We start from the raw sequence: 18334 nt of genomic DNA on the forward strand, positions 1-18334 counted from the left end.
CCGGCCGAATTTCCACGTTTTCTACAATTTCCCAAAAATATTTTTCCGTTTATTGGTATTGTTTATTGGTACTTTTCCGGATCAAATCCAGGGATCACCTCGCTCCAGTCGGAAATTCCCACAATGGACTTTGCAAACTCCGAATACCGCAGGGATTTCCTTGTATCGATATGTTTAAATACCTGGTAGATATTCTTCGGCATTACGGCGATCACCTTATCCGGCCTGGACATATCCACGGTCCAGAGCCCGAAGGCACAGGAGGTCTCCACCTCCGTGATGGCGTCCACCTGACGGTTTAATATAAAGGCGTCGATATAGGGGTTATTGTCCACCAGATAGTAGGCATAGGCAAAGGCCGCCGCCTGGATATCGTATACCTTTCCCCTGGAAATGCTGTCAGAGGTGAAGCCCTCCTCGGAAAGGATGATATGGCGCACCTGCCCTCCGGCCGTCCGCATATGGGCCTGCTGGAAATAATCCGTCAGAACATGGAGGTTCTTAAAATTGACCACCGGGGACTCGAAGGTCTCGTTTACCATTCCTGTCTGGTCGTCGTCCCAGAATTCCGGCTCCGTCATAGGATACGGATACGGGTGGTAGGCCAGGCCCCATTCAATATTTCCCTCAGCGCTGATCCCGGCGTTGAAAAGGTCGATGAAATCCTTGGCCGCATACTGGAGGTTCGTATTCTGTTTTTTCCACTCATAGTCCGTGGAGAAGAACACGCGGGCATTCTTACTGCGGCTCTTGATGGCCGTATACGCCACACGGAAGTTCTTTTCATAAAGCTTCGTGTAGGACGCCAGATCCATGGGCCCCACGTAGTTCCAGTTTTTATTGTTGTTTACCTCATTTCCCACGATCCAGTTGGACACCCGGCCATGCTTATAATCCGCACCGGAATACCGCTCTGCCATAAAGGAGAATAAGGCCCTGGTGGTCTCATAGCCCTCCGGCGTGGACACGTTGAAGCCGTAGTAAAAGGCGCTGCTGCTCTTTGCCAGGCCGGCCTCGTGGAGCTCTGGGTGGGCGTCGTTCCAGCCGTTTAAGAGGATGGCCGTGACGATGATCCCTTTATTGGAGAAGGAGCTGATCATCTTATCGTAGCTGGCGATCAGTTCCTCATTGAAATAATAGTCCTTTCCGTTATAGCGGTATTTCAGGTTCCCTCCGATGATGTGGTGGTAGGGGATATTGATGGTGGTGTGCTTTACGCCCAGCTCCATGGCGTCTCCCAGCATATCCAGCTCGATCAGAAGCCCCTTTTTGCTCATGGCCTCCGGATACTCCTCGGTAAAGGAAGCCACGTCGCCGGGATTGGTCACATAAATGGGAGCGCTGATGGCCTGGTAGGTATCCCCGATCTTAAGGGCCACCACAAACCGGGAATACAGCCTGGGATCTGAGTCTCCGCCGGAAAAAGGAAGGCTGAATTTCAGCTTTTCCGTTTTATCGCACCAGGCCGCATAGTCCGTCCGGGATCCGATCCCTGTTTCATAGGGCTGCAGCTCAAACAGATAATAATAGCCGTCGTCGGGAACCTCCGTCTCCGGAGGCACCACGGTCCCGTCCTCTAAGGTCTCTGGGACCGTCTCCTGGGGCACGTCTTTTTCAGCCGTTCCGGTGATCACCACCGTATTCCGGTTCTCCACTGTACACGTCTTTAAGGACGCGCTGTCATATGCAAAGCTGGCAAAGCAGCCCATAGCCGCCGTCAAAAGGAGCGTGAGGAGCCCTGCTGCGCCGCCTTTGATCAGATTTTTCTTTTTCATGTCGCATTTCCTTCCTGTCTTTATGCTGCTGATTATCCCCTCCGGGGGAATGAAGCGCCTGGATCTCTGCGATAAACGCAGAAACCAGATGCGCAATGGTATAATGTCTATGATATTATACCATTGCCTCATTACGTTATGATTATGATATATTTACGTTTCTCTTACGACTTTATGGCAGATTTACGGCTGCCGCCAGAAGTCCCGCCAGATTGGCAGCCATGTGGACCACCACCGGCGCTTTCACCGTCTGGGTCCTTTCCATGGCCCAGACCAGCGCCAGTCCCATGAAAAATCCATAGATCCCCTGGGTGAGAGTCCCATGGTACAGGCCGAATACCAGGGCAGAAACCACTGCCGCCGCCTTCACAGACATCAGCTCCTTCAGCCGCTGGAATAAGATCCCCCGGAAAAAGATCTCCTCCAGAAACGGAGAAGCCGCCAGGAGCACCGTAAGCTCCAGCCACAGCGGACCCGACAGCAGGTTTTCCTCCACCATGGACATATCCGCCTGGAGACCGGCCCGCGAAAGGACCTGGACTGCCAGGGTCCCCAGAAGAGAAAGGCCAAAGCCCGCTGCCGCCCAAAGGGCAGCCTCCTTCCATCCCCAGCGTTCCTTTCCTCTGAACACCGCGTCCTCCCTGTAAAAATGGATCAGCACCGGGGAAGCCGCCACAGCCCTGAAAAGTGTGTCCCAGAGGATCACATCCTCTCCAAAAATCATGGTCTGCCCCAGGGGAAGCTCGATCAGGCAGGCCACAGCCAGCAGCCAGAACACCGGCACAAGAAGTCTCCGAATCCGTATCTTCATATATTCTCATCCTTTCTGCCCGCTTATCTTACCACATTTTTCCGTCCGTTTCCACTGGTTTCCCGGCATTTCCCAGCACTCCCCGTCATATGCTCCTAGAAAGATCTGTATAGGATGGAGATACTTTCATGAATTTCAAAAAAATGATCTCTGTTCTCCTTTTATTCTGCTTCTCCTTTGGAGCCGGATCCCTGGCCGCTTCTGTAAAAGAACAAAGGTGCGGGCCGGCCGCCCCTGCGGCTGCCAATGCCGACGGGAACTGGGGCCTGAGCTTCCAGGCTGAAGGCAAGCCGCCGACAGCCAATGCCACCGCCGACGAGCTTATGCAGTACAACGCCTCCTATGCCCAGATGACCGATGAAAAGGTCCTCTATCTCACCTTTGACGCCGGTTATGAAAACGGCAATACTCCGGCGATCCTGGACGCCCTGAAAAAGCACCGGGTCCCGGCAGCCTTTTTTGTGGTGGGAAACTACCTGGAGACCAGCCCGGACCTGGTGAAGCGCATGATCTCCGAAGGCCACATCGTAGCCAACCACACCTATCACCACCCGGACATGTCAAAGATTGCTTCAAAGGAAGACTTTCAGAAGGAGCTCACCAGCCTGGAGGAAAAATTCCAGGAGATCACCGGCCAGGCCATGCCAAAATACTACCGGCCGCCCCAGGGAAAATACAGCGTGGAAAACCTTCAGATGGCAAAGGACCTGGGCTACCACACCTTCTTCTGGAGCCTGGCCTACGTGGACTGGTACCAGGATAGGCAGCCTTCAAAAGAAGAGGCATTTAAAAAGCTCCTGGGCCGTATCCACCCAGGAGCCATTGTCCTTCTCCACAGTACCTCCTCCACCAACGCCGCCATCCTTGACGAGCTTCTGACCAGCTGGGAGGAAATGGGCTATACCTTCCGTTCCATCGATGCCCTGGCCGCCCCTTAATCCGGCTCCACGATCCGGTAGCCCACGCCCACCTCCGTGAAAATATACTGGGGCTCCGCAGGATTTTTTTCGATCTTCCGGCGGATATTGGCCATGTTGACCCGAAGGATCCGGTTGTCGTTTTTCATGTTGGGCCCCCAGATCTCCTTGATGATGGAATCATAGGTCATCACCTTCCCGGCATATTTCCCCAGAAGGCTGACGATCTTATACTCGTTCTGGGTCAGTCCCGCATCGGTCCCGTCCACAAATACCCGGTGCTTATCATAGTCGATGGTGAGTCCGCCGGATACGAAGGTGCCCGTGGGCGCGCCGCCCTGGTTTAAAAAGGCCGCCCGGGAATGGCGGATGGCCGTGCGGATGCGGGCCAGAAGCTCCGACGTTCCGAAGGGCTTGGTGATATAATCGTCAGCTCCCAGATCCAGGGCCTCCACCTTGTCCTTCTCATGGGTCCTGGCGGAAACCACGATCACCGGCATGGAGGACCACTCCCGGACGCTCCGCAGGATGTTCATACCGTCCATATCCGGCAGTCCCAGGTCCAGGATCACCAGATCCGGGCACTGGGATGTGATCAGGCTGTACGCCTCCGAGCCGGTGGACGCCATGATCACGTCATAACGGTTGGATTCCAGAACAGTCTTAAAAAAGCTGCTGATCCTCTTGTCGTCTTCTACCACTAAAATCCTGTCTTTTATCTCCACTGATCTGTACCTCTTTCCATGGGAAGCCAGAAGCTCAGCCTGGCTCCTCCCTCTTTCCTGTTTTCTGCCTTCATATCTCCCTGGTGGGCCCGGATGATGCTCATGCACACCGAAAGGCCGATGCCCATATTCCGTCTGGAATCGCAGCTCTCCTCATCTCCCTGGCGGAAGGTGCCCTCAAACAGCTTCGGAAGGGCCGATGGACGGATCCCTGCCCCGTCGTCATCCACATAAAAGACCACCCGGTCCTTCTCTTCTTCTGCGGAGACCTCCACTTTTGAGGTATGTTTTCCATGGAGGACGGAATTCTCCATCAGGTTCACCAGCACCTGCTCGATGAGGATGCCGTCCATGGGCACCAGCAGGGGATCCTCCGGGAGCCGGACGGCCACCTCCACATCCGGATAACGCTTCCGGAATTTCAGCACCGCGCTGCCCACGATCTCCTCCACCATCTCCTCCTGCTTATCGATGCTGGCGCTGCCGCCGTTATCGCCGATCCGGGTGATGGAAAGGAGGTTTTCCACGATCTGGATGAGCCACTGGGACTCCTCCCGGATGTCCTTTAAAAAGTCCATCCGCTTTTCGTCAGACAGCTCCCCGTAATTTTCCAGGACCACAGACGCGGCCCCCATGATGGAGGTCAGGGGCGTCCGTATGTCGTGGGATACGGCCCTTAAAAGGTTCCCCCGCATCTTTTCCTTTTCTGCCTCCAGGCGGATCTGCTCCTGCTTTTTGATCTGGGTCGTCAGAGCACTGACGCTGCACGCCACAGCCAGCATGGCAATGAATGTCACCGGGTATCCGGTTATGGTAAAATCAATGGCAAAATACGGATAGGTGAACACATAATTGACGCCCACCACCGCGATCATGGACGCCACGATCCCATAAATATATCCGTCTGTGAACCTGGAAATAAAAAGCACCGCCAGGACGAACAGAAGGGGCACATGGGTGTCGGATTCCGCCGCCTCCTGGATCAGAAAGCAGAAGCCGGTGGCCGCCCCCAGGATCCCCGCCGTGATCAAGCTGTTTTTTATAACTGTATGCTGTTTCATGAAACGCTCCATTTCTATTTTTACAAGTATACCATATGCCCTCGTATTTTTATGTTAAGATTCCGTTAAATTTTTTAGAAAGAAAAAAGCCCGGCCTTTTGGCAGGCCAGACTCTTTTCACAAGGAGTTTTCACATTTATTTTAACGATAGATGGAATAGCCGAATTTTACCTTCCGGTAGATCTTCCACACGATCATCACCGGAATGCAGGCCGTGATCGCCAGGGTCGGGACTCCTCCCACCAGCCCGATTAAGATCATCATGATCACACTGATCGCACTTGCCATATCTCATACCTCTTTTCCTTAAGCTGACAGCATCATAACACAGCTTTTTCCCGGAATCCATAGAGAAGGACGCATCTTAACCGGCACTTAATTTTGAATTTTATTTTTTTAACAAATTTTTTGCGCAATTCCTCTTGTATAAAAAAACATACTTTTTCCGTTTTCCTTGAACGCCCTCTGCCCCGATGCTATAATTATAAGCAATACAGCCGGTCTTCGCCGTCCGGCATCTGCCCTGCATAAAGATACAAAGGAGAAGATCCCCATGAACCATCGTCCCTCTGTCCCCGCCTCCAACAGCCGCATCATCAACGGCACTGCCCTGGGCTTTTCCATCCTCTTTCTTCTGGCTTCCCTGGCCGCCGCCTGCTTCGTGGGCGAATGGGGCCACGTCTTCCTGGACTGGCGCAGGATCATGATCTCTCCCTGCCCCCTGGTCACTGACTATCTGGCCATCGGAGGGCTGTCCAGCGCCTTTCTCAATGCCGGAGCCTGCGGCCTGGCCTGTTTTTTCTTTATGGTGCTGTTAAAGGGCGATTCCCACGCCAACACCCTGGCAGGCTACTTTCTTGTGGTGGCCCACTGTTTTTACGGTCTGAACTTTTTAAACATGTGGCCGTGCTTTCTGGCTCCCTTTCTTTATATGAAGCGGAAGGGGCTGGATTTCAAGGAAAACCTCCACATCTGTATGTTCGCCACCTCCTTTGCCCCCTTTATCAGTGAATTCCTGTTCCGCTACACCCTGGGAGACGATTTTGTATACGGACAGGTCCGGCTGACGGTCTCCGGAGTGGTCCTGGCCATCCTGTTTTCCATTCTGCTGGCCTTCGTGCTCCCGGCCATCCTTCCCGGAGCCAGGGCGTGGCACAAGGGCTATAACCTTTACAACGGCGGCCTTGCCTTTGGGATCTTCGGCTTTTTTGTATTTAATTTCATGTACCGGACCATGGGAATCGAGCCTCCCCAGGCTCTGACGGCGGACAACGTCATTTACGACTACTTTAACCGGTCTTACCGGAGCTTTGCCACTCTTTTTTTCCTGGCGGCATTTTCTCTCTGCACCATAGCCGGATATATCCTCAACGGAAGGAGCTTTAAGGGCTTCCGCCATCTGGTGACGGACACGGGCTACTCCAGCAACTTTGCTGAAAAATACGGCATGCCCCTTTGTCTCATCAACATCGGCTGCTATGGCTTCCTGTTCCTTCTTTACATCCACCTGATCACCCACTTTACCGAGGGGGCCGGCTTCACTGGCCCCACCATCGGCGTCACCGTGGCAGCCCTGACCTTTTCTGCCATGGGACAGCATCCCAGGAACGTCTGGCCCATTCTGGCAGGATATCTGCTCCTGTATCTGGTGACCCTGGTGCTCTGCCGCATGGACGGCCGGGAGATCGCCTGGACCATCTCTACCCAGGGCTACATAAACGGCGTGGCCTTTGCCACCGGCCTCTGCCCCATCGTAGGACGCTATGGGATCCGTGCCGGACTGGCCGCCGGCTTCATGTGCGCCTCCATGTGTACGGCCACCAGTGCTCTCCACGGCGGTCTGGTGCTTTATAACGGCGGCTTCACCGCCGGGACCACGGCTCTGATCCTCCTGCCGATCCTGGAACACTACATCCCCTCCGCCAGAGAACGTCTCAAAGACCAGACCATCCGCATGAATGATCTGATCATCGTGGAGCTGCCGGGAAAAGAAAAGAGGAGAAGAAAAAAATAAAAAAACCGGCCCTCTGACGAAGACCGGCATCTCCCGGGATCCCTCCTAAGGCTCAGCGGAGCTCAATATCCGTGACCCGAAGGATCCCTTTTTCCACCATGAATTTAATTTCATATCCTGCAAATTCCATGCCGTATACCCGCTCCGGGTCGTCCTGGTAGGACGGCCTGGGATCGTGGGCCAGCACGGCCTTCAGGCTTTCTCTCTTTTTCTCCTGGATCCTTTCAAGCAGCATTTCCGGAATCTCCACAGAAAGACCGTATTTCCGGGTCTGGTCCGTAAAGCCCCCCAGGGCATCCGGGTGGCTGTCTGCAAAGGCCAGATACGGCTTGATATCGTAAATGGGCGTCCCGTCCATAAGGTCTGCGCCGGAAACATGGAGCACCGGCCCCCGGTCCGTGTGAAGCTGCACGGAATCCAGCTGCACGGAGGAAAGCCCCACCGGATTGGGCCGGAAGGGGGACCGGGTGGCAAAAACGCCCATCCGCGTATTTCCTCCCAGCCTGGGGGGCCGCACCGTCGGGGACCATTCCTTCCGGACAGCCCCGGAAAATTCCCAGATGAGCCACAGGTGGGAAAACTCCTCAATGCCCCTCAGGGCATCCGGATTCCTGTACTCCGGCTCAAAAACGATCTCCGCCTTCAGATCCGGGATCAGGCCGCTCTGGCGCGGGATCCCGAACTTGGTGGGAAAATCCGTATGGATCCGCGCGATCACCTGGAAATACCGGCCATCCATCAGCCCTTTCCTCCCTCTGCCAGCTTCCGGGCAATGGCATCGCCCACCTGGGACGTGGAAGCCGTACCGCCCAGATCCGGCGTCAGGATCCTTCCGTCCTCTAAAACTGCCTCCAGCGCCTCCAGGACCCGTGTTCCCCAGTCCTCATGGCCAAAGAAATCCAGCATCTGGGAGGCGGCCCACACAGAGGCCATGGGGTTGGCGATCCCACGGCCCGCAATATCCGGGGCCGAGCCATGGATGGGCTCAAACATGGACGGATACTTCCGTTCCGGATTCAGGTTGGCTCCCGCTGCCAGTCCCATCCCCCCGGCGATGGCTGCCCCCAGGTCTGTCAGGATGTCTCCAAACAAATTGCTGGTGACCACCACCTGGAATCTGGACGGATCCTTTACCATAAACATACTGGCTGCATCCACCAGATAGGAGTGGGTCTCCACATCCGGATACTCCGCGGACAGTTCCTGAAAGATCTGGTCCCAGAATACCATGGAATAGTTTAAGGCATTGGCCTTGCTGATGCTGGTCAGGCTCCGTTTTTCCTTCCTGGCCGTCTCAAAGGCATAGCGGATGATCCGCTCGCAGCCGGTCCGGGAGAACACGCCGTCCTGGATCACCACCTCATTGGGCTTTCCCTTAAACAGCCAGCTTCCGCTGCCCGCATACTCTCCCTCGCTGTTTTCCCGGATAAAGGTCATATGGATATCCTCCCGGGCCGCATCCTTTAAGGGGCAGGGAGCTCCTCTAAGGAGCTTTACCGGCCGCAGGTTCACATACTGGTCAAAGCTTTTCCGGATCTTCAAAAGAAGATCCCACAGGGAAATATGGTCCGGCACCCGGGGATCGCCCACCGCGCCCAGATAAATGGCGTCAAAGCCCTCCAGGATCCGGATCCCATCCCCGGGCATCATCTGCCCATGCTCCAGATAGTACCCGCAGCCCCAGGGAAACCAGGTATCCTCAAAGGAAAAGGCTCCGGAACACTCCGCTGCCTGCTTCAGCACCTTCATTCCCTCTTTTAAAACCTCCGGCCCTACGCCGTCACCGGGGATCACAGCGATCTTATAGGTCTTCATCTTACCTGTCCTCCTTTATATGCTCCAGGGACCAGACGCGGCTGTTGATGACCTCCACCGCTGATCCACAGTATTCACAAAATTTCGCTCCCAGATTTTTAATGGGCGCGCCGCAGTTGGGGCAGCTTACTCCCACAGCTCCTCCCGCAGCCTGTCCGTACCGCTCCGGATCCTGAATATAGATCCATTCCATATCATACCGGGTCTGGATCCGGTCCGGCATTACTTCCTTTTCTCCGTTCCTGGTCCTTCCATAAACGTACTCCACAGCGGACTGGAAGGTCACCGCACAGCAGCCGGGACGCTTTTCATACCGGGAAATGGCTGTCTGGTGGATCTTCACGTTCCGGAACTGCTCCCGGATCCCCTGGCGGTCCTGGTCATCGATCCGCAGACGCGCCTGGTTCCTCAGGCTTTCAGAGATCCCGGCCAGAGAAGAAAGCTCCTGTGTCTCCAGAGCAGACAGGAACGCGTTCAGGCTGTTTTCTGATTTTTTCCGAAATTCCTCCAGGGAAAATTCCGGAAAATCCTTTGCGATCTGGGGCAGGTATATGCTTGTCATGGAGGATACGGACCTGGGCGTTTCCGCGATCCGCTCCTCCTGCTGTTCCAGGCCCTCCAGAAGGGAATCGGTCCCGAACATGGACCTGGAGACCTGCCTCAGCTTTCTCTGGATGATCCAGACGCTTATGGCTCCTGCTGCTGCCAGCGTCCCTAAAAAGATCAGAAGAAAGATCCATGCCTTATCCATTGCTTTTCTCCCCCAGCCATAGCTTTAAAGCTCCCAGAGCCTTTTTCGCGTCCCTCCGGCCCAGCTTATACGCTTCCACGATCTCCTCCCGGTCATGGGACATACGGCCGATCTTTAATGCCTCTGACGGCCGGATCACAAAGACCTCCCCGGCCCGTTCCATTTCCCCGATCTCCCGTACAGTACGGTTATACGTTTCCGGCCTGGACTCCAGGGCCTTCACAAAGGCCGGATATCTCCGGTAGAAGATCCGGGCCAGCCCCCGCCGCTCCGGCTTTTTCACATAGCCCTCCGGCCGGGTCAGGACCACCACATTCCTCCCGTAACCCAGCCTCTGGAAGGCCCGTACCGGGATGCTGTCAGAGCAGCCGCCGTCCAGCAGCTTTTTTCCTCCGGCCTCCACGATCCTGGAGGCGTATGGCAGCGAAGCCGACGCCCGCATCAGGTCGATCTGCTTTTTCATGTCCGTGATCCGCAGGTATTCCGGCTTTCCGGTCTCCACATTGGTGCAGGTCACATAAAAAGCCGTATCTGAAGCGTTGAAGGCCTCATAATCGTAGGGATCCAGCTGCTCCGGCAGGTCATGGTAGCAGAACTTTTCATCTACCACATCCCCGGTGCGGAAAAAATTCTGCCAGCTCATGAACCGCTTGTCCCGGCAGTATTTTTTATAATAGCGGATACTGCGGCCCATCTGGCCGGATACCAGGGAGCAGCCGTGGATCGCTCCTGCGGAAACTCCCATGACCCCGTCAAAGCCGATGCCGTTTTCCATGAACACGTCCAGCACCCCGGCGGTGTAGATCCCCCGCATGCCGCCCCCCTCCAGCACCAGTCCGGTCCGGCCTTCCTGGGCTCTGGGCGCTTTATAAACTGTTTCTTCCATTAAACGGACTCCTTTTTATTCCTGTCTTTCCACCGGGATAAACACCCGGGACGGCGTTTCGCTTCCATTTTTCTTCCTGGCCTCCTCCGCTGCCTTCACAGCCAGGGCGCAGAGAGCCGCCTGGGAGCCCACCGGCGCTTTTCCCCTGCGGTCGGGCTTTTCAAAGGTCCCGTCGGGCTGCAGCACATGGGCCTTTAAATTATCCTCCAGTTCCAGCTCCATGTAATTCCGGATCCGGTCCTTTAGGGCTTCGCAGGCCACAGGGAACAGGATCTCCACCCGCCGGTCCAGGTTTCTGGGCATCCAGTCGGCGCTTCCCATATAGATCTCTTCCGCACCGTCGTTTTCAAAAATAAAGATCCTGGCGTGCTCCAGGAATTCTCCCACAATGGACCGCACCTCAATGTTCTCTGAAAGTCCCCGGATCCCGGCCTTTAAGCAGCAGATGCCCCGCACCACCAGACGGATCTTTACTCCGGCGCAGGACGCCTCGTAAAGGGCGGCAATGATATCCTTATCGCAGAGGGAGTTCATCTTGGCCGTAATAGAAGCCGGACGGCCCTCTCTGGCATGTCTCGTCTCCCGTCCGATGAGCCGCAGAAACTTATTTCTGAGCCACAGGGGAGCCACCGCCAGCATATTCCAGGTCAGGGGCTCTGAGTAACCGGACAGCATATTGAACACGGCCGTGGCGTCCTCGCCGATCTCCGGGTGGCACGTCATGATCCCGCAGTCCGTATACAGCCTGGCCGTGGAGTCGTTATAGTTTCCTGTACCCAGATGCACGTACCGGCGGATGCCGTCCTCTTCCCGGCGGACCACCAGCGTGATCTTGGAATGGGTCTTTAAGCCCACAAGGCCATAGATCACATGGCAGCCGGCCTTTTCCAGCTTCTTGGCCCAGAGGATGTTATTTTCCTCGTCAAACCTGGCCTTCAGCTCCACCAGCACGGAAACCTGTTTCCCGTTTTCCGCCGCCGCAGCCAGAGCCGCGATGATGGGGGAATTTCCGCTGACCCGGTAAAGGGTCTGCTTGATGGCCAGCACATCTGGATCCTTTGCCGCCGTCCGGACGAAATCCACCACCGGATCGAAGCTTTCATAGGGATGCATCAGCAGGATATCTCCCTTCCGGATATTGGTGAAGATATCGTCGTCATTCATCAGCGCCGGCACCGGCTGGGGCGTGTATCCCGGCGTCTTTAAATGGTCAAAGCCCTCCATCCCGTACATTTTCATAAGGAAAGTCAGATCCAGGGCGCCGGGGATCTGGAAAATGTCCTCCTCGTTGACCATCAGCTCCTTTTTTAATACCTTAAGAAGCCGTTTATCCGGCTTTTCCTGGATCTCCAGACGGATCACCTCGCCCCACTGCCTCTTTTTTAACTGCTTTTCGATCTCCTCCAGAAGATCCACCGCTTCCTCCTCGTCCAGGGAGAAGTCGGCGTTCCGCATGATCCGGAAGGGATGGGAGGTGATGATATCATAATTTAAAAAGAGCTGCTTCATGTTCCGCTCGATGACCTCCTCCAGGAGGATCACATGGCGGAGGCGGCTTCCATCCGGTCTCTCTGTTTCCGGAAGGACGACGATCCTGGGAAGCACCGACGGCACCTGGACCATGGCGAATTCCAGCTCCCTGTCTCCTTCCTTTTTCCGTAAAAGGGCCGCGATATTTAAAGATTTATTGCGGACCAGGGGAAAGGGACGGGAGGAATCCACAGCCATGGGCGTTAAGACCGGATATACCTCTTCCTTAAAATACCGGTCCACAAATTCTCCCTGCTCCTTCGTCAGATCCTCGTGCTGTCCGATCACCTCCAGCCCCGCCTGCTTTAAAGCCGGGAGCAGGGCCCGGTTGTAGGTGCTGTACTGCTGCCCCACCAGCTCATGGGTCCTGGCGCTGATCTTTTCCAGCTGCTCCACCGGCGTCATGCCCGCGATGTCCGGCTTTGTGTAGCCTGCATGGACCATGTCCTTTAAGGACGCCACCCGGACCATGAAAAACTCATCCAGGTTGGAGGCGGTGATGCTTAAAAATTTCAGCCGGTCAAACAGGGGCGTCGTCTTATCCCTGGCCTCTCCCAGGACACGGTGGTCGAACTCCAGCCAGCTCAGTTCTCTATTTACGTAATTGGACGGATCTGTAAAACAGGTCTCTTTTGCTGCCATTTTATACTCTCCTTTTCTGCTTCAGCACCGGGCGGATCCCAAAGATCTCTTCAAAGAAAGCCGCCTTCTGTTCAAAGGAAACCGCCTCCAGGGTAATATCCCCGGAATATTCCGCAGACACCGTAAGTGTCTTATCCTTCACTGTGATCCTGCAGTCCTTAAGCTTCTGCCCGTGGCTCCTGTCCATGGAATTGGCCAGCCGGAGCATGGCCGTGAGCTTCGCGGTCAGGATCGTGGCGTCGCTCTGGTCGGGAAGAGAGCCGGAGGACAGCTCCGGACCAGCCTCCATGCGGACCATGTTATAGTCGAAATCCCGGATGTTGTAGCGGACCACATTGGCAACGATCTCCCGTTCCAGGTGGGAGAGGCCGATGATCTCCGTGGACATGATGATATTATATGCACATTCATTGGCATTCCTGACACTGATGAATTTTCCGCAGGAGTGGATGATCACGGCGATCTGCAGGAGCAGCCGCTCTCTGCTTCCCATTTTATGATAGCGCTTCATGGCGTCGAAGATCTGGAGCACATAGGACTCCACCAGGTCTGAATGGCTGCCCTGGCACCGGTAGCGCCTGGCCATGTCCCGGGATGCGCTTATGATGTCGTTGTCGAAATTATGCTTCAGCTGGATCAGCTTCTTATCCAGGGCATATTCGGCTGCGATCCCGTCGCAGAGCCTGGTCCCCGGGATCCAGATGGCCTCGGCCCCGGTCATTTCCAGGAACTTTTTATAAATGACAGCGCTGGGAAGAAGCAGGGGCGCATACTCTGCGCTGACGCCGAACTGCTCCTCCACCGCTTCTGGATCCATCCCGGACAATCTTTCATAAAGGCGGTCGAACTGCTCCCTGGTGACCCACTGGAGCGGTTTTCCCCCATCCTCGTACCGGAACAGGTACATGATATTCTCTCCAGTTCCGATGACATGCTTGATCCGGCGCTCCTCCAGGTACATCTTCTGGTAGTTGGAGAGCTCGCTTTCCACCATTTCCCCGATGATCCGCCGGGTCCCCTCTGCGGTGGAGCTCACATTCTTTAAAAGCTCTCCGATCCTTAGGACACCCAGGGGAAGGTTTTCTGTGGATACCAGGAGCTTTTCGTCAAACAGGGAGATCTGCATGCTTCCAAACCCCACGTCCAGGATGGCCGTTCCCTTGCGGATGTTCCGGTCAAACTCATCGTCTGCCACAGCCAGGGCCTTATAGGTCAGAAGTCTCTGTTCTGAGTTGCTGATGATCTGGACCGTAAGCCCGGTGCGGACCCGGATCTGCTCCAGAACGATCCGGCTGTTCTTCGCCTCCCGCATGGCGCTGGTGGCATAGGCCCGGTATTCGGTGATCCGGTAGCCCTTCATGATCCTGGAAAAGTCCTCCAGCACCCGGCACAGCTCCTCCACCATTTCGTAGCTGATCTTCCTGTCATTATATGTATCGCTTCCCAGGGAGATCACATGACGGACGTGATCCACCTGCCGGATCCTGTTTTTCCCGGAGATCTCGTAGATCCCCATCTCCAGCTCAAAGGACCCCACCTCAATGGCTGCAAACATACGGACTGCCATTTTACGCACCCCTCCTAATAATTGCCCAGAATCTTCATGGACGAGGCCTCGGCCTGGATCCCTGCCAGGGCGTTATGCACCGGAGCATGGCTCAGATTCCCTTCGATATCCACAAAAAACCGGTATTCAAAGGGCTTGTCGGGGATGGGCCTGGACTCGATCATACGCATGTTGACTCCGTTGAAGATAAAATTTCCAAGGATCTTATACAGGGAACCGCTGACATGGGGGACTTCAAAGGTGACGGTCACCTTAGACGCCTTTTTCTCATAGACCGGCTCTCTGGAAAGTACCAGGAACCGGGTGGTATTTCCCCTCTCATTGCTGATGGAGGTCTTAAGCTCCGCAAGGCCGTAAAGCTCTCCGGCGGTACGGCTGGCCACGGCTGCCTGGGTCTTATCCCCTTCCTCCATGACCTTTTTTGCGGCAGCCGCCGTATTTAACACGCTTACCTGGTTCCAGTCCCCGTGGCTGTCCAGATACTCTGAGCACTGCATCAGCGCCTGGTTATGGGAATACACCGTCTTCACATCTGAGACTGACGCTCCGGGGACCCCTAAGAGCACATGGTCCACAGGCACATAGATCTCTCCCACGATATAATTGTCATATCTGGATAACAGGTCATAGTTGGTGATAACGAAGCCGGCGGTGGAGTTTTCAATGGGAAGCACTGCATAATCCGCCTGCCCCCTCTCCAGCTCCCTGATCGTGTCCTCGAATTTTTCCACATGGTAGGCGTCTGCATCCTCCCCGAAATACATGCGGACGGCCGCGTGGCTGTACGCGCCCTCCACGCCCTGGAACACCACCCGGACGTCCCTTTTCCGGATCTCCTCCACCTCTGTAAAGCCCAGGGGCGGTGTTTTTTTCCTGGCGCACAGAAGGCTGTACTGGTATCTGCGGCTCATGGTCATGAGCTGTGTGAACAGCTCCTCCACCGCCTCCTTATTCTGGTCTCCCGCTGCCATCTCCCGGACTGCGGCAAGCTTCTGCTTTTCCCGCTCTCCGTCATAAACAGCCTTTCCTGTCTCGATCTTATACTCTGCCACCTGGCCGCAGACGGCCATGCGTTCCTCAAACAGCCGGACGATCTCCCGGTCGATCCCGTCCAGCTTTTCTCTGCATTCCTTCAGATCAGGCGTTTTCATTCTGTATCTCCCCCAGCATTTTTACGATTTTCTCTCTTGTGTAGGCTCCGGCGTGCTTTCTCTGGTCCGGCTCCAGCTCCTTTATATAAAACGGCTCTCCATAATAAACCGTCACATGGGACGGACGGATAAACGGAAAATGGCTTTCAAAGGCCTCTGCCGTTCCCACCATGGCCACAGGAACCACCGGACAGCCGGATTTTTCCGCGATCTTAAGACTCCCCTCTTTAAATACCAGAAGCTCCTTCAGATCCTTATTCCGGTTTCTGGTACCCTCGGGAAAGATCCAGACGGAGATCCCGTTTTTTACCTTTTCGATCCCCTCCAGGATCGTTTTTAGACCGGCCTTGATATCCTTTCTGTCCAGGAACAGGCAGTTGACGTTCTTCATCCAGCTCCTTAAAAGGGGGATCCTCTCCATCTCCTTTTTCGCCACAAAACCCACGAAGCCCGGTACTGTGGTGTAGCCCACCAGGATGTCAAAATAGCTCCTGTGGTTTCCCACAAAAAGCACCGCCCTGTCTCTGGGTATATTCTCCGCCCCCTTGACGGTGACAGTGATCCCCGCCAGCTTCAGGATCAGGGAAAACATATACTGGACGATCTTAAGGCTCTCCACGTCCCTGGCATGGGGATCCTTTTTTCCAAGAGAATTCTGGGCCGCCAGAAGCGGATATCCCAGGGTCAGAAAACCGATCAGCGTCACAGCCACTAAAATAAGTCGAATCATAATCCTCACCTTTTTCGTATTTTTGACGGTTTCCAGGCGGCCGCTTTTGTCCTGTCCCGGCGGCCCCGGCGTCATCTTCCTATTATATAAAACTATCCTGCCGATTGCAAGAAAATCCCCGGGATTTCCCGCCGTTTTACATCTTCTTTACGCAGGATTTACCGGATCTTTTCCCTGGGTGATCCTCTCAAACAAAAGTCCGGCCCCGAACCAGAGCGGGGCAAAATCCAGCCGTATGAGGCCGTCCACACTGAACCGGCAGCCGGTGTAATCCCAGGGGCAGGCCCTAAGTGACCGGAGGAGCCTCCCGGTCACATATTCCGCAGTAAAAATAAGCGCCATGTCCCTCAGTCCATGACGCAGGAGCCGGTCCGCCGGATCCGTTTTTCCCGGACGGAGAAGATACCGGTCCAGACTCCGGCAGAAAGGGCCCAGAAAGGCCCCCATGCCGTAAATGGGGAACATAAAAAGAGAGGTCTTCCCCACAAGCCTCCGGTCGCCGGAGGCCAGGGAGACCAGGGACGTAAATATGATCTCCATGCACCACCCGGCGGCGCCGCATTTTAAAAAATCCTTCATTCTGTTTTCCATAGGAACAGTGTGGCAGAAAATGCCGCCGGATATGCAGAAAGACGCGCTTTACAGATACTGGTTCTTATCCCTGTCGTAAAAATAATCAATGGATGAAAGGGTCTCATCCAGGGTTTCCCGATCCAGGGAAAGGGCGCTGCAAAGCTCTTCGAGGCTGGGATAAAAGTCTCTCAGCTGGGTATTGATGTAGCTTAAAAGCATCACAGGATCTCTGGGGATTCCAGTCATGGCGGTCACCTCCTTTTTCTCATTTTCTTCTCCATACAGTTGAACCTCCCGTCGATTTTTGGTATGATTGGTAAAAAGCGATCACCAGTATCTATGATATCTACGAAAGGGGATACATCTATGAAACATATTCTTCTTTTAGGGACCGGGGGCACCATCGCCTGCAAGCACGGAGATTCCGGACTGACGCCGCTCCTTACGGGAGACGAGCTTCTGTCCTACGTTCCGGCGGCCCGTTCCTTTTGTGAAGTGGAGGCCATCCAGGTCTTAAATATCGACAGCACCAATATCCATCCGAAGCACTGGCAGCTTTTATGCCAGGTGCTGGAGGAAAACTACGATAATTACGACGGCTTTGTGATCTGCCACGGCACCGATACCATGGCCTATACTGCTGCCGCCATGTCCTATCTGGTCCAGCACTCCAAAAAGCCCATCGTCATCACCGGCGCACAGAAGCCCATCGACCTGGATGTGACCGACGCCCGCACCAACCTGCTGGACAGCCTGCGGTTCGCCTCCTGTGAACGGGCCCACGGCGTAAATATCGTCTTTGACGGAAAGGTCATCGCCGGCACCCGCGGAAAGAAGGAGCGCACCAAGAGCTACAATGCCTTTTCCAGCATCAACTTCCCCTATCTGGCAGTGATCCAGGACGAGCACATCCTGTTCTACATCGACGACAAATGGCAGGACCGGGAAAATGTCCGATTCTACCATGACCTGGACGACCGGGTGGCTCTCTTAAAGCTGATCCCGTCCATGGAGTCTTCCATCCTGGACTATATGGGAGAGCATTACGACGCCGTGGTCATCGAGTCCTTTGGAGTCGGCGGTCTTCCCTCCTATGAGTCCGGTGATTTCTACCACTCCATCGAAAAAATGACCCAGGCTGGAAAGATCGTGGTGATGACCACCCAGGTGACCCAGGAGGGCAGCAACATGTCCGTTTATGAAGTGGGCCAGAAGATCAAAAACGCCTTCGGCCTCATCGAATCCTACGATATGACCCTGGAGGCCACGGTCACCAAGCTCATGTGGATCCTGGGCCAGACAAAGGAGCCGGAGCAGGTAAAGGAAATGTTCTACCAGACCGTGGGCCACGATATTTTATGGAAGGCCGTGACAAAATAGCCCCAT

General features: G+C 55.0%; 18 protein-coding genes. 3 read left to right on the plus strand and 15 right to left on the minus strand.

Annotation, left to right across the window (positions count from 1 at the left end; all coding sequences use genetic code 11):
- Positions 1-62 precede the first annotated feature (62 nt).
- A complete protein-coding gene (locus ACI6NM_RS05780; protein WP_262427912.1) occupies positions 63-1775 on the minus strand; it encodes a DUF5722 domain-containing protein in 1713 nt (570 codons plus the stop codon).
- 172 nt (positions 1776-1947) lie between these two features.
- Positions 1948-2586 (minus strand): CPBP family intramembrane glutamic endopeptidase, encoded by a 639-nt coding sequence (locus tag ACI6NM_RS05785; RefSeq protein WP_262427911.1) that lies wholly within the window; start codon positions 2584-2586, stop codon positions 1948-1950.
- A 128-nt stretch (positions 2587-2714) separates the two neighbouring features.
- On the opposite strand from ACI6NM_RS05785, the gene pdaA reads away from it, so the two are divergent.
- Positions 2715-3524 (plus strand): delta-lactam-biosynthetic de-N-acetylase, encoded by an 810-nt coding sequence (pdaA, locus tag ACI6NM_RS05790; RefSeq protein ID WP_158358797.1) that lies wholly within the window; start codon positions 2715-2717, stop codon positions 3522-3524.
- Here the strand turns inward: pdaA and ACI6NM_RS05795 are convergent.
- The 3 genes from ACI6NM_RS05795 to ACI6NM_RS05805 all read right to left on the minus strand — a co-directional run bounded on the left by ACI6NM_RS05795 (position 3521) and on the right by ACI6NM_RS05805 (position 5577).
- On the minus strand, positions 3521-4228 hold the full coding sequence (locus tag ACI6NM_RS05795) for a response regulator (RefSeq protein ID WP_158358798.1): 708 nt from the start codon (positions 4226-4228) through the stop codon (positions 3521-3523). The genes pdaA and ACI6NM_RS05795 overlap by 4 nt on opposite strands.
- Positions 4219-5289 (minus strand): sensor histidine kinase, encoded by a 1071-nt coding sequence (locus tag ACI6NM_RS05800; RefSeq protein ID WP_022273053.1) that lies wholly within the window; start codon positions 5287-5289, stop codon positions 4219-4221. The genes ACI6NM_RS05795 and ACI6NM_RS05800 overlap by 10 nt, the downstream gene beginning before the upstream one ends.
- A gap of 141 nt (positions 5290-5430) precedes the next feature.
- Positions 5431-5577, minus strand: coding sequence for a hypothetical protein (locus tag ACI6NM_RS05805; protein WP_022273054.1), 147 nt, complete (start codon positions 5575-5577; stop codon positions 5431-5433).
- A 265-nt stretch (positions 5578-5842) separates the two neighbouring features.
- On the opposite strand from ACI6NM_RS05805, the gene ACI6NM_RS05810 reads away from it, so the two are divergent.
- The gene (locus ACI6NM_RS05810) at positions 5843-7303 is read left to right on the plus strand and encodes a DUF1576 domain-containing protein (protein WP_022273055.1); all 1461 of its coding nucleotides are present in this window, start codon (positions 5843-5845) and stop codon (positions 7301-7303) included.
- A gap of 52 nt (positions 7304-7355) precedes the next feature.
- Here ACI6NM_RS05810 and tsaA read toward each other — a convergent pair whose 3' ends face one another.
- From tsaA to ACI6NM_RS05860, 10 genes are all read right to left on the minus strand, one after another.
- A complete protein-coding gene (gene tsaA / locus ACI6NM_RS05815; protein WP_262427910.1) occupies positions 7356-8042 on the minus strand; it encodes a tRNA (N6-threonylcarbamoyladenosine(37)-N6)-methyltransferase TrmO in 687 nt (228 codons plus the stop codon).
- Entirely contained in the window at positions 8042-9118 is a 1077-nt protein-coding gene (locus ACI6NM_RS05820; RefSeq protein WP_022273057.1) for a tartrate dehydrogenase, read from the minus strand. Before ACI6NM_RS05820 ends, tsaA begins: the two co-directional genes overlap by 1 nt.
- Before the next feature lies 1 nt (position 9119).
- Positions 9120-9869 (minus strand): zinc ribbon domain-containing protein, encoded by a 750-nt coding sequence (locus ACI6NM_RS05825; RefSeq protein WP_022273058.1) that lies wholly within the window; start codon positions 9867-9869, stop codon positions 9120-9122.
- On the minus strand, positions 9862-10755 hold the full coding sequence (locus ACI6NM_RS05830) for a patatin-like phospholipase family protein (RefSeq protein ID WP_262427909.1): 894 nt from the start codon (positions 10753-10755) through the stop codon (positions 9862-9864). Before ACI6NM_RS05830 ends, ACI6NM_RS05825 begins: the two co-directional genes overlap by 8 nt.
- Positions 10756-10770: 15 nt before the next feature.
- Positions 10771-12927 (minus strand): RNA degradosome polyphosphate kinase, encoded by a 2157-nt coding sequence (locus ACI6NM_RS05835; protein ID WP_262427908.1) that lies wholly within the window; start codon positions 12925-12927, stop codon positions 10771-10773.
- Between the two features lies 1 nt (position 12928).
- Positions 12929-14494, minus strand: a complete 1566-nt coding sequence (locus ACI6NM_RS05840) for a Ppx/GppA phosphatase family protein (protein ID WP_022273061.1) — start codon at positions 14492-14494, stop codon at positions 12929-12931.
- Positions 14495-14508: 14 nt separating this feature from the next.
- Positions 14509-15645, minus strand: a complete 1137-nt coding sequence (locus ACI6NM_RS05845; RefSeq protein ID WP_158358805.1) for a bifunctional chorismate mutase/prephenate dehydratase — start codon at positions 15643-15645, stop codon at positions 14509-14511.
- A complete protein-coding gene (locus ACI6NM_RS05850; protein WP_158358806.1) occupies positions 15632-16375 on the minus strand; it encodes a lysophospholipid acyltransferase family protein in 744 nt (247 codons plus the stop codon). Before ACI6NM_RS05850 ends, ACI6NM_RS05845 begins: the two co-directional genes overlap by 14 nt.
- Before the next feature lie 147 nt (positions 16376-16522).
- Entirely contained in the window at positions 16523-16954 is a 432-nt protein-coding gene (locus ACI6NM_RS05855; RefSeq protein ID WP_022273064.1) for a putative ABC transporter permease, read from the minus strand.
- Between the two features lie 60 nt (positions 16955-17014).
- Positions 17015-17194, minus strand: coding sequence for a DUF4250 domain-containing protein (locus tag ACI6NM_RS05860; RefSeq protein ID WP_022273065.1), 180 nt, complete (start codon positions 17192-17194; stop codon positions 17015-17017).
- A gap of 120 nt (positions 17195-17314) precedes the next feature.
- On the opposite strand from ACI6NM_RS05860, the gene ACI6NM_RS05865 reads away from it, so the two are divergent.
- Positions 17315-18328 (plus strand): asparaginase, encoded by a 1014-nt coding sequence (locus ACI6NM_RS05865; RefSeq protein ID WP_158359815.1) that lies wholly within the window; start codon positions 17315-17317, stop codon positions 18326-18328.
- The last annotated feature ends 6 nt before the right edge of the window (positions 18329-18334 follow it).

It is taken from the genome of Pilosibacter sp. YYHA0881 (assembly GCF_051602715.1).
GTDB lineage: Bacteria > Bacillota > Clostridia > Lachnospirales > Lachnospiraceae > Alitiscatomonas > Alitiscatomonas aceti.